The sequence below is a fragment of the Kitasatospora sp. NPDC127121 genome, assembly GCF_042677305.1.
Taxonomy (GTDB): domain Bacteria; phylum Actinomycetota; class Actinomycetes; order Streptomycetales; family Streptomycetaceae; genus Kitasatospora.
This window is the reverse complement of sequence record NZ_JBHXTQ010000034.1, coordinates 67,093-78,850: the sequence shown is the minus strand read 5'-3', so window position 1 is coordinate 78,850 and position 11,758 is coordinate 67,093. Positions and strand designations below refer to the sequence as shown.

At 73.0% G+C, this 11,758-nt stretch carries 12 protein-coding genes; 10 read left to right on the top strand and 2 right to left on the bottom strand.

What is annotated here, in order from left to right:
* Window positions 1–209: 209 nt before the first annotated feature.
* Window positions 210–395 (bottom strand): 50S ribosomal protein L28, encoded by a 186-nt coding sequence (gene rpmB / locus ACFVHI_RS18745; RefSeq protein WP_014138233.1) that lies wholly within the window; start codon window positions 393–395, stop codon window positions 210–212.
* A 299-nt stretch (window positions 396–694) separates the two neighbouring features.
* Between rpmB and ACFVHI_RS18740 the strand changes: the two genes are divergently transcribed.
* The 10 genes from ACFVHI_RS18740 to mutM all read left to right on the top strand — a co-directional run bounded on the left by ACFVHI_RS18740 (window position 695) and on the right by mutM (window position 10,660).
* Window positions 695–2,326 carry a DAK2 domain-containing protein gene (locus tag ACFVHI_RS18740; protein WP_380340661.1) on the top strand — a complete coding sequence of 544 codons (1,632 nt, stop codon included), beginning with the start codon at window positions 695–697 and terminating at the stop codon, window positions 2,324–2,326.
* 51 nt (window positions 2,327–2,377) lie between these two features.
* Entirely contained in the window at window positions 2,378–4,594 is a 2,217-nt protein-coding gene (gene recG, locus ACFVHI_RS18735) for an ATP-dependent DNA helicase RecG (protein WP_380340658.1), read from the top strand.
* A 105-nt stretch (window positions 4,595–4,699) separates the two neighbouring features.
* Window positions 4,700–5,233 (top strand): hypothetical protein, encoded by a 534-nt coding sequence (locus tag ACFVHI_RS18730; RefSeq protein ID WP_063347699.1) that lies wholly within the window; start codon window positions 4,700–4,702, stop codon window positions 5,231–5,233.
* Between the two features lie 144 nt (window positions 5,234–5,377).
* A complete protein-coding gene (gene rsmD / locus ACFVHI_RS18725) occupies window positions 5,378–5,962 on the top strand; it encodes a 16S rRNA (guanine(966)-N(2))-methyltransferase RsmD (RefSeq protein WP_063347698.1) in 585 nt (194 codons plus the stop codon).
* 49 nt (window positions 5,963–6,011) lie between these two features.
* Complete coding sequence (gene coaD / locus ACFVHI_RS18720; protein ID WP_063347697.1) at window positions 6,012–6,503, top strand: pantetheine-phosphate adenylyltransferase; 492 nt, start codon at window positions 6,012–6,014, stop codon at window positions 6,501–6,503.
* Between the two features lie 207 nt (window positions 6,504–6,710).
* Complete coding sequence (locus tag ACFVHI_RS18715; RefSeq protein WP_380340653.1) at window positions 6,711–7,925, top strand: cell division initiation protein; 1,215 nt, start codon at window positions 6,711–6,713, stop codon at window positions 7,923–7,925.
* 172 nt (window positions 7,926–8,097) lie between these two features.
* Complete coding sequence (locus tag ACFVHI_RS18710) at window positions 8,098–8,742, top strand: DUF177 domain-containing protein (protein ID WP_063347695.1); 645 nt, start codon at window positions 8,098–8,100, stop codon at window positions 8,740–8,742.
* Window positions 8,743–8,744: 2 nt separating this feature from the next.
* On the top strand, window positions 8,745–8,918 hold the full coding sequence (gene rpmF / locus ACFVHI_RS18705) for a 50S ribosomal protein L32 (protein WP_030056747.1): 174 nt from the start codon (window positions 8,745–8,747) through the stop codon (window positions 8,916–8,918).
* A 20-nt stretch (window positions 8,919–8,938) separates the two neighbouring features.
* On the top strand, window positions 8,939–9,730 hold the full coding sequence (gene rnc / locus ACFVHI_RS18700; protein WP_079135603.1) for a ribonuclease III: 792 nt from the start codon (window positions 8,939–8,941) through the stop codon (window positions 9,728–9,730).
* 51 nt (window positions 9,731–9,781) lie between these two features.
* On the top strand, window positions 9,782–10,660 hold the full coding sequence (gene mutM, locus ACFVHI_RS18695; protein WP_063347693.1) for a bifunctional DNA-formamidopyrimidine glycosylase/DNA-(apurinic or apyrimidinic site) lyase: 879 nt from the start codon (window positions 9,782–9,784) through the stop codon (window positions 10,658–10,660).
* Window positions 10,661–10,691: 31 nt separating this feature from the next.
* Here the strand turns inward: mutM and ACFVHI_RS18690 are convergent, their stop codons facing one another.
* A complete protein-coding gene (locus ACFVHI_RS18690; protein WP_063347692.1) occupies window positions 10,692–11,612 on the bottom strand; it encodes a hypothetical protein in 921 nt (306 codons plus the stop codon).
* Window positions 11,613–11,758: the final 146 nt, after the last annotated feature.

The window sequence follows — 11,758 nt, the reverse complement described above, 5'->3', positions numbered from 1 at the left end:
GGACCCCCCCCTCGGCCGTTGGGGCCTCCCCCGCGGTGGGCGGCCCCCCGGGCCCCCCCCACCACCACGGGTGTGGCGGGAAACACGGGTGCGGCGGGACAACAGCGGCGGGAGAGCGGCGGCCGGAAAGCGCGGCAGGAAAAACAGTGAAGCCGGTTCATCCGAGGATGAACCGGCTTCACTGGAGGACCGGCATGCCGGTCTGCGCGTCAGCGCGAGACCTTACCGGCCTTGATGCACGAGGTGCAGACGTTGAGCCGCTTCGGCGTCCGCCCAATCACAGCGCGCACCGTCTGAATGTTGGGGTTCCAACGACGGGGGGTACGGCGGTGCGAGTGGGAGATGCTGTTGCCGAAGCCCGGCCCCTTGCCGCAGACGTCGCAGTTGGCAGCCACAGGAGTCACTCCAAGACTTCAGATCATTTACGTTCGACAACCCCGCTGGACCAGCGGAGCACTCGCGTGAACCTGACCGGACCGAGGGGTGAGCCTGGATTGTTCCAGGCAACCGGAAGAGCATACAACGCCTGTTCCGGTTCAACGAAACTACCATGTCCGGCAGGGTGATCGCTCCGGTCGCCGGTCCGGGCGACCCTCCCCGGCCCCCGATAACCTGCCGGTATCACCCCTCGCCGCGGCCTTGGCCGTGCTGCTGCCCCGCAGGCCGTCGCGGCGTCCCACCCGGAGGAGACCTGGTGCTGCACACGCTCGACGCCCCGGCCGTGCGCACCTGGTGCCAGCTCGCCCTGCGTGCGCTCGGCCAGGCCCGCGAGGAGATCGACGCGCTCAACGTCTATCCCGTCCCGGACGGCGACACCGGCACCAACCTCTACCTGACCGTCGAGTCCGCCGCCGCCGAGGTGGAGAGCCGCTTCGCCGACCCCGCCGCCGACCCGGCCCCCGGCCTGGCCGACACCGCACGGGCGATGGCCCGCGGCGCGCTGGTCGGCGCCCGCGGCAACTCCGGGGTGATCCTCGCCCAGTGGCTGCGCGGCACCGCCGAGACGCTCGCCGAGGGCGGCGGCGCCGACCAGCTGCGGGCCGCCCTGCAACGGGCCGCCGACTCCGCCTACCAGGCCGTCGCGGAGCCCGTCGAGGGCACCCTGCTGACCGTCGCCCGGGTCGCGGCCCGGGAGGCTGTCCGGGCCGGGGACGGGCTCGCGCAGGTCGCCGACACCGCCTACCGGGCCGCCCGGGACGCGCTGCGGCACACTCCCGAACAACTCGCCGTGCTGGCCGAGAACGGGGTCGTGGACGCCGGTGGGCGCGGCCTGGTCGCCGTGCTCGGCGCGCTCGCCGACGCCGTCGCCGGGCAGCAGCCGATGGGCCCGGTCGCACTGCGAGGGGACGTCCGGGAGGTCGAGAGCTGTGCGGTGCACCTGAGGCCGCCGGGCCCCGGCCACCCCGCGTTCGAGGTGATCTACCTGCTCGACGCGCCCGACGAGGCCCTGCCCGCGCTGCGCGAGCGGCTCGGAGCGCTCGGCGACTCCCTGGTGGTCGGCGGCGGCGACGGCCTGTGGAACGTGCACGTCCACGTGGACGACGCGGGCGCCGCCGTCGAGGCCGGGGTCGAGGCCGGGCGGCCGCACCAGATCCGGATCACGCACTTCGCCGAGGCCGCCGCCCGGGCCGGCAGCGCCGCCGAGCGCGGCGAACGCCGGGAACGGGCCCGCGCGGTGCTCTGCGTGGTGTCCGGCGGGGGGCTGGCCGAGCTGTGCGAGCAGGCCGGCGCCGTCGCCCTGCACGCCGACCCGGACCGCCCGCCGGCCAGTGCCGAACTCGCCGCCGCCGTGCGCCGCTCGGCCGCCCGCGAGGTCGTCCTGCTGCTCAACGACCCCGAACTGCGCGCCGCCGCCGGGGCCGCCGCCGACCAGCTGCGCGAGGAGGGCGTGCGGATCGCCGTGCTGCCGACCCGCTCGCCGGTGCAGGGCCTGGCGGCGCTCGCGGTGCACGAGGGCGGCCGCCGCTTCGACGAGGACGTGGTCGCCATGACCTCCGCGGCCGGCGCCACCCGGTACGCCGAACTCGCCGTGGCCGAGGGGGAGTCCTGGACGATGGCCGGGGTCTGCCAGGCCGGGGACGTGCTCGGCCTGATCGACGGCGACGTCGCGGTGATCGGTACCGGGCTGGCCGAGGTCGGGGCGAGCGTGCTGGACCGGATGCTCGGCGCGGGCGGCGAACTCGTCACCCTGGTCCTCGGCGAGGGCGCCGACGAGGCGCTCGCCGACCGCCTGGTGGCGCACGCCCGGCACCGGCGGCCCGAGGTCGACGCGGTGGTCTTCCACGGCGGCCAGGAGTCCGCGCCGCTGCTCATCGGGGTGGAGTAGGGCACGCCGCGGGGCCCGGAATGTCGGCCCCGTGGTGTAGACAGGGGCCTGATGGGCGCTCTCGATGAACCACTGACCAAACTCGTCGGCGACCGCACCGCGAAGGTGCTCGCCGACAGCCTCAAGCTGCGCACGGTCGGGGACCTGCTGCACCACTATCCGCGCCGCTACGTCGAACGCGGCCAGCTCACCAGCCTGGACGAGCTGGAGATCGACGAGCACGTCACCGTGCTGGCCCGGATCGAGAAGGTCACCCTGATCCCGTTCCGCGGCCGCAAGGGCGACCGGCTGGAGGTCGTCGTCACCGACGGCCGCAGCCGGCTCTCGCTGGTCTTCTTCAACCAGGGCTGGCGGCAGAAGGAGCTCAAGTCCGGCGCCCAGGGCCTGTTCGCGGGCAAGGTCGGCGTCTTCAACCGCAGCCGCCAGCTGGTCTCGCCGGACTACCAGCTGCTCGACGAGGAGGCCGGGTCGGACGCCGCCCGGCAGTTCGCCGGCCGGCTCATCCCGGTCTACGGCGCCAGCGCGCAGATGCCCAGCTGGAAGCTGTCGATCTGCATCGAGACGGCCCTCACCAAGCACCTGGGCGACGTCGGCGAGCCGCTGCCCGCCGAACTGCGCGAGCGGCACGGGCTGATCCCGCTGCCCGAGGCGCTGGAGCTGATCCACCGCCCGCGCGGCCAGGCCGACCGCGAGCTCGCCCAGAGCCGGCTGCGCTGGGACGAGGCCTTCGTCCTCCAGGTCGCCCTGGCCCAGCGCCGGGCCGCCGAGTCCGCACTGCCCGCCGTCCCGCGCCGGGCCCGCGTGGGCGGCCTGCTGGACGCCTTCGACGCCCGGCTGCCGTTCACCCTCACCGAGGGCCAGCAGAAGGTGTCCGCCGAGATCGCCGCCGACCTCGCGAGCGAGCACCCGATGCACCGGCTGCTCCAGGGCGAGGTCGGCTCCGGCAAGACCCTGGTCGCGCTGCGCGCCATGCTCGCCGTGGTCGACGCGGACGGCCAGGCGGTGCTGCTCGCGCCCACCGAGGTGCTGGCCCAGCAGCACCACCGCTCGATCGTCGAGATGATGGGAGACCTGGCGGAGGGCGGCATGCTCGGCGGCTCCGACCTCGGCACCCGGGTGGTGCTGCTGACCGGCTCCATGGGCGTCCCGGCCCGCCGCCAGGCGCTGCTCGACATGGCCTGCGGCGACGCGGGCATCGCCATCGGCACCCACGCGCTGATCGAGGACAAGGTCCAGTTCCAGGACCTCGGCCTGGTCGTGGTCGACGAGCAGCACCGCTTCGGCGTCGAACAGCGGGACGCCCTGCGCGCCAAGGGCGAACAGCCGCCGCACCTGCTGGTGATGACCGCCACCCCGATCCCGCGCACCGTCGCGATGACCGTCTTCGGGGACTTGGAGACCTCCGTCCTCGACCAGCTGCCGGCCGGCCGCTCGCCGATCTCCACCCACGTCGTCCCCGCGCTGGAGAAGCCCAACTTCCTCACCCGGGCCTGGGAGCGCGTGCGCGAGGAGGTCGCCAAGGGCCACCAGGCGTACGTGGTCTGCCCCCGGATCGGGGACGAGGAGCCCGCCGCCGAGCCGAAGAAGAAGCGGAAGGCGGCCGAGGAGGACCTGGAGGACGTCGCCGACGCCGGTGCCGGGAGCGACGAACGGCGGCCCCCGCTCTCGGTGGTGGAGACCGCCGGGAAGCTGGTCGAGGGGCCGTTGCAGGGCCTGCGGGTGGAGATCCTGCACGGCCGGCTGGCCCCGGAGGCCAAGGACGAGGTGATGCGCCGGTTCACGGCCGGCGAGGTGGACGTGCTGGTCGCCACCACCGTCATCGAGGTCGGCGTCAACGTCCCCAACTCGACCGCGATGGTCATCATGGACGCCGACCGCTTCGGCGTCTCCCAGCTCCACCAGTTGCGCGGCCGGGTCGGCCGCGGCAGCGCCGCGGGCCTGTGCCTGCTGGTCAGCGACATGCCCGCGGGCAGCGCCGCCCGGGCCCGGCTGGACGCGGTGGCCGGCACCCTGGACGGCTTCGAGCTGTCCCGGATCGACCTCGAACAGCGCCGCGAGGGCGACGTGCTGGGCCAGGCGCAGTCCGGGGTGAAGTCCTCGCTCAAGGTGCTCTCGGTGCTGGCGGACGAGGAGGTCATCCTCACCGCCCGGACGGAGGCCACCCGGCTGGTCGCCGAGGACCGCGAGCTGGCCGCCCACCCGGAGCTGCGCACCGCGCTGGAGAGCCTGCTCGACGAGGACCGCGCGGCCTACATGGAGAAGGGCTGAGCGGCCGCCGCCGGCCCCGGAATTGTCAGACCCCCGCGAGAGAATGAAGGTGTTCAGGGCGCACCCCCAAGGTGCGTACCTGGCACGACATTTGGGGGTCCTGCCATGGCATTCCGTCATCTCAACGAGCTCCCGCTGGGCGACAAGGTCTTTCGGATCGAACTCGCCAGCGACGACGACCGCGAGGTCACCCTCACCCTGACCGGCTGGCGCGAGGGGGCGGCCGCCCAGCCGCTCGCCTCGGGCAAGCTCCGCCTGCCGGTCGAGGACGTCGCCTCGCTACGGATCGCGCTCAACCGCGCGCTGCGGGCGCTGGCGATCGTCGCCGACGTCTCCGAGCCCATCCCCGACCGTGACGTGCTGCGCGAGCTGTACCCCGGCCACGGCGCCCCCTGGGTCCCGCAGCACGAGGAGGAGCTGGTCCGGCGCTTCCACGACGGCGAGACCATCGCCCGGATCGCCGCCCGCTTCGGCCGCACCCCCGACTCCGTCCGCACCAAGCTGCGCGAGCTCGGGCACGACCCGCGCCGCCCCGAGTTCTGCCCGCCTGACGGCTGCCTGTCCTGGTCCCGCTACGCCTCGCCGGCGCTGCTCGGCGCGGCCGCCCCGGTCCCGCCGGCGGGCTCCGAGGCGAGCTGAAAGGCGAGCTGAGAGGCGCCCCGGGGCCGGCTGGGACGGTCTCCGGGGCGAGCTGAGCCGTGACCCCGAGGCCCCACCGATCCGTCGGTGGGGCCTCGACCCGTATAGCGTGGTCGGGCAGCGACGAAAGGACCTTCCCCCACCATGACCCGCGTGATCGCCGGGCTGGCCGGCGGCCGCCGGCTGGCCGTACCGCCAGGCCGGGGCACCCGCCCGACCTCCGACAAGGCCCGTGAGGCGATGTTCTCCACCCTGGAGGCGCTGCGCGGCACCCTGCACGGGGCCCGGATGCTCGACCTGTTCGGCGGATCGGGCGCGGTCGGCCTGGAGGCGCTGTCGCGCGGCGCCGAGCACGTCCTGCTGGTCGAGGCGGACGGCCAGGCGGCCCGGGTGATCCGGGAGAACGTCCGCACGATCGGCCTGCCCGGCGTGGAGGTGAAGGCCACCAGGGCCGAGCAGGTGCTCGCGGGCCCGCCCCCGCAGACCCCGTACGACCTGGTCTTCCTCGATCCGCCGTACGCCGTGACGGACGACGAGCTGCGCGAGATGCTGATCACACTCCTGGCCGGGGGCTGGCTCGCGGAGGACGCACTCGTCACCGTGGAGCGCAGCACCCGTGGCGGCGAGTTCGGCTGGCCCGAGGGCTTCGAGGTGCTGCGCTCGCGCCGCTACGGCGAGGGCACGCTCTGGTACGGTCGCGCCGCCGCCGAGACCAGCCAGCACGAGTAGCGGGCCGAGGCCCGCAGCAGCCGTCACCCCCCGAGGGAGCACCCACGCCATGCGCCGCGCCGTCTGTCCCGGTTCGTTCGACCCGATCACCAACGGTCATCTCGACATCATCGGGCGGGCCTCGAAGCTGTACGACGTCGTGCACATCACGGTCCTGATCAACCGCAACAAGCAGGGCATGTTCAGCGTCGAGGAGCGGATCGGCCTGATCGAGGAGGTCACCGCGGACTTCGGGAACGTGGTGGTCGAGTCGTACCACGGCCTGCTGGTGGACTTCTGCCGGGAGCGCGGGATCCCCGCGATCATCAAGGGCCTGCGCGCGGTCAGCGACTTCGACTACGAGTTGCAGATGGCCCAGATGAACCACGGCCTGTCCGGGGTGGAGACGCTGTTCGTGCCGACCTCCCCGACGTACAGCTTCCTCTCCTCGACGCTGGTCAAGGAGGTCGCCTCGTACGGCGGGGACGTCTCCCACCTGCTGCCGGAGACGGTGCACCGGCGGCTGGTCGAGCGGATCGCGGAGCGCAAGGCCCAGCAGTAGGCGGGAGCGGCGGTGGCTGCGGGGCGGCCGTCCGTTTCTGCCGGTTCGTCATGACTTGTCCGTTGCCCGGTCGACCGGTTCGGCTCGGGCGTTGTGACCTCGCCGCGCGGTGGCCGTACAGTCTGTATTCCTGCCCCTGCGGTGAGGTTCACCGCGTCGGGCCTGCCTCCGCCGGACCGTCGGCGGCACACGGAAAGACGAAGCCCCGTGGACGTGCAGAACAAGGTCGACGAGATCGTCGCGGCGGTCGAGAACGCCCGCTCGATGCCGATGTCGGCCTCCTGCGTGGTGAACCGGGCCGAGCTCGTCGGCCTGCTCAACGCCCTCAAGGCGGAGCTGCCCGCCGAACTCGCCCAGGCCCAGTCGATGATGGCCGACCACGAGCAGGTGGTGGCCGGGGCCCAGGCCGAGGCCGACCGGATCATCCAGGGTGCACACGCCGAGCGCGGCTCGCTGATCTCGGACACCGAGGTGGTCCGCCGGGCCCAGGCCGAGGCCGACCGGATCCTCGCCGAGGCCCGTGGCGAGGTCGAGGCCAAGCGCGCCGAGGCCGACGACTACGTGGACAGCAAGCTCGCCAACTTCGAGGTCGTGCTGACCAAGACGCTCGGCGCCGTCGGCCGCGGCCGGACCAAGCTGCGCGGTGACTCCAGCGTCTTCGAGACCGACTTCGACGGCGAGACGGACGGCGAGGAGTTCCAGCCGCAGCGGATCACCCCCAGCCCCGAGGTCGACGAGTACGTCGATGTGAAGCTCGCCACGCTGGAGAACGTCCTCAGCGCCACCCTGGAGGCGGTCGGCAAGGGCCGCGACAAGCTACTCGGCAAGCGGCCGATCGACGAGCTGGGCGCCTACCTGGCCGCCGCCGACGAGGCGCAGCAGGCCAAGGAGCGGGCCGAGGCGGTGGCCGCCGGCTTCGCCACGGACGGCGACGCCAACGGCGACGACATCGCCTGGTACCGCGAGGACGTCCCGCAGCAGCAGACCTGGCCGGAGCAGACCCCGGCCGCGGCGGGCTGGCAGGCCCCCGGCGTCGACCAGTACGCGGCCGCCCAGCAGCAGGGCGGGCAGCAGCAGGGGCAGTACGCCGAGGTGTACGCCGGCGGCTACGACCCGGCCGGCCAGGGCGACCCGTACGGTGCCCAGTGGGGGCACCAGCAGCAGGGCGCCGCGGACGGCTACCCGCAGCAGCAGCCGGACTACGCGGCCCAGCAGCAGCACGGGGACTACGGCTATCCGCACCAGCAGCAGCCGGGTTACGGCGCGCAGCAGTACGACGCCTACACCTACCCGCAGCAGCCCGCCGCCCCGCCGGCCGTGCCGCAACAGCAACAGCAACAGCAGCCGGGCCTGGACGAGACCAGCTTCTTCGACACCAGCATGATCGACATGACCCGGCTCCGGGAGCTGGGCGGCCGCTGAGCCGGCTCCGCTCGGGCCCGGCGCAAGCTCCTGACGGGAGCGAAGTTGGGCCTGGCGGGAGACTCCGGTAGGCTGACCACTCCGGCCTTTTCGTGTCGGACTGTCGGCTTGCCCGCGCACCGCTGGTGCGGAGGCACCGCGATCGAAGATTCCCCATGGAAGTCAGGACACCTTGAACCGCCTCGACCACCGCGACCCCCTCGTGTTCGACACGCACGAGCTGGGACGTCGCCCGGGCTCGCTGCGCAAGGTGTCCCGCACTCTGGAGGCCCCCGCGGGCCTGGGGATCATTGACGTGATCGGCGTCCCCGAGAAGAGCGAGCTCCGGCTGGAGCTCCGCCTGGAGTCCGTGGTCGAGGGCGTGCTGGTCACCGGCACCGCCGAGGCCCAGGTCGAGGGCGAGTGCGCCCGGTGCCTGGAGCCCGTCGAGGACGACCTCGACGTCGACTTCCAGGAGCTGTACTACTACCCGGAGTCCGACGAGCGTCACCGCGCCCGGACCGCCGGGGCCGAGGACCTCGACGAGGACTCGGAAGAAGATACTTACCGTCTGGAGGGCGACTTCTTCGACCTCCAGCCGGTGCTGCGTGACGCGGTGGTGCTCGCACTGCCGCTGCAGCCGGTGTGCCAGGAAGACTGCCTGGGCCTGTGCTCCGAATGCGGAGCGCGCCTGAGCGACGACCCGACGCACCACCACGACGCCGCCGACCCCCGGTGGGCGGCTCTGCAGGGACTCTCCGCCGCCCCCGGCGACGAGGGTGACGGGATCAAGAACAGCGACACCCGTGAGGGTCTCGCCGAGAACCAGGAGAAGTAGCCGTGGCTGTTCCGAAGCGGAAGATGTCGCGCAGCAACACGCGCCACCGTCGGTCCAACTGGAAGGCCGTTGTTCCGGCCCTCGTGGCGTGCGACCGCTGCCACGAGCCGAAGCTGGGTCACATCGCGTGCCCGAGCTGCGGCACGTACAACCGTCGCCAGGTCCTCTCGGTCTGATCGGCGGGGTGCACGGATCGATGTCGGACGGTAACTCCACCCGCAAGGCGTCCTCCGCCCCGAAGGGTTCCTCTTTGGGCGGTGGCAGGGCCGGTGGGCCGGCTTCGACCGAATACGACGTCCTGGAAGGGCGCCTCGGGTACACACTCGAGCGCGCCCTTCTGGTGCGTGCCCTGACCCACCGCTCGTACGCGTACGAGAACGGGGGCCTGCCCACCAACGAGCGCCTGGAGTTCCTCGGCGACTCGGTGCTGGGCCTCGTGGTGACCGACACCCTCTACCGCGTCCACCCGGACGTGCCGGAGGGCACGCTCGCCAAGCTGCGCGCCGCGGTGGTGAACTCCCGCGCGCTCGCGGACGTCGGCCGGGGCCTGGAACTCGGCACGTTCATCCGGCTCGGCAAGGGCGAGGAGGGCACCGGCGGCCGCGACAAGTCGTCGATCCTCGCCGACACGGTCGAGGCCGTGATCGGAGCCGTCTACCTGGACCAGGGTCTGGACGCGGCCACCGAGTTCGTCCACCGGCTGTTCGACCCGCTGATCGAGGAGTCCTCCCAGCTGGGCGCAGGCCTGGACTGGAAGACCAGCCTCCAGGAGCTCACCGCCTCGGTGGGCATCGGGGTGCCCGAGTACGTGGTCATGGAGTCCGGTCCGGACCACGAGAAGACCTTCACCGCGGCGGCCCGGGTGGCCGGCGAGGACTTCGGCAGCGGCGTCGGCCGTTCGAAGAAGGAGGCCGAGCAGAAGGCCGCCGAGAGCGCCTGGCGGGCGATCAAGGAGAAGTACGCCGACCGGCTGCCCGCCGGGGCGTGAGGGAGCAGTAGCCTTCCTCCTGCTGATCCCTTCCGCAGGAGGCCTGTTCCCGTGCCCGAACTTCCCGAGGTCGAGGTCGTCCGCCGCGGTCTGGCGAACTGGGTCGCCGGGCGGACCGTCGCCGACGTCCAGGTGCTGCACCCGCGCGCGGTGCGCCGCCAGCCCGCCGGCGCCGCCGACTTCACCGCCCGGCTGACCGGTACCACCCTCGGCACCGCGCAGCGGCGCGGCAAGTACCTGTGGGTGCCGCTGGCGGGGTCCGGCGCGGGCTTCTCGCTGATCGGCCACCTCGGCATGAGCGGCCAACTCCTCGTCCAGGACCCGTCCGTACCCGACGAGACGCACCTGCGGGTGCGGCTGCGGTTCGCCGACGGCGGGCGCGAACTGCGCTTCGTCGACCAGCGGACCTTCGGCGGCCTCGCGGTCGAGGAGGCCGAGGACGGCGACCCGGAGGGCACGCCGCTCTCCATCGCGCACATCGCCCGCGACCCGCTCGACCCGCGCTTCGACGACGTCGCCTTCGCGGCCGCGCTGCGGGCCAAGCGCACCACCGTGAAGCGGGCGCTGCTCGACCAGACGCTGATCAGCGGGGTCGGCAACATCTACGCCGACGAGGCGCTCTGGCGCTCCCGGCTGCACTACGACCGCCCGACCGCGACGCTCACCCGCCCGCAGGCCGCCGAACTGCTGGCGAACGCCCGCGAGGTGATGACGGCGGCGCTCGCCGTCGGCGGCACCAGCTTCGACAGCCTGTACGTCAACGTGAACGGCGAGAGCGGCTACTTCTCCCGCGACCTCGACGCGTACGGCCGCGAGCACGAGCCCTGCCGCCGCTGCGGCACCCCGATCCGGCGGGCCGCCTGGATGAACCGCTCCAGCTACTTCTGCCCCCGCTGCCAGCGGGTGCCGCGGGTCCGCAGCGGGGGCTGACAGCAGGGGCAGGGAGCGGGGGCCGGGGAGCTCAGTGCTTGGCGAGTTCCGGCTGGTCGGCCGCCGCCTCGCCGGGGGAGCCGTGGGTGTCCTGGCCGAAGTAGGCGACCCCGACCGCGGACACCACCGCGAGCAGGAAGCCGACCACGCCGAGCCAGCCCAGGCCGGACTTGGAGGAGTCGCCGAGCCAGAGCACGCCGATCGCGCCGGGCAGCACCGTCTCTCCGACCACCAGCGCTGCCGTCGCGCCGTTCACCGAGCCGATCTGCAGCGCCACGGTGTGCACGTACATGCCGCCGATGCCGCCGACCAGGATCGCGTACAGCGCCGGGTCGGAGAGCAGCTTGGCGAGGTCGAACGGGTCGATGCCGTTCAGGATGCGCACGCCGACGCCCAGCGCGCCGAAGCCCAGGCCGGAGAGCAGACCGGCGACGATCGCGCCCTTGGAGCCCATCCGCCGCACCAGCAGGCCGCCGCCGACCAGCAGCACGGTGGTGACCAGCAGCAGGCCCCAGTGGAAGGCCATCGACGCGTGGTGGCCGCCCTCCGGGCCCGCCGAGACGGCCAGCAGCACCAGCGCCGAGCAGAGCACGCCGATCGAGGCCCACTCCAACTGCTTGAGCCGGATGCCGAGCAGCTTGATGCTCAGCACCGCGGTGATCACCAGGTTGGCGCTGATGATGGTCTGCGAGAGGAACAGCGGCAGCAGCCGCGCGGCCAGCGCGCCCAGCCCGAAGCCGATCAGGTCGAGCACCGTGCCGACGATGAACTCCCAGGTGACGGCAGCCTTCGCGGTGGAGGACAGGCTCGGCCCGCCGTGCTCGGTGGTGGCACCGGAGGCGCCCTTGGCGGCCTCCTCGCGCGCGGAGCGGCGGGATCCGACGGCCTGGAGGACTGAGCCGGTGCCGTAGCAGGCGGATGCCGCCACGGCGGTGACGAGGCCGATGATCACCGGGTGCTCCGATCGGGAGATGGGTCAAGAACAGGTAATGGGACCAGTGGTCCGGGACCACTATGCCCGTCCGCGCGGTACGGTCGGCGCACCGCCCGGAACACCCTGGGCCCGCCGGGACGTACGTCCGGGCGCCGGCCGCGGTT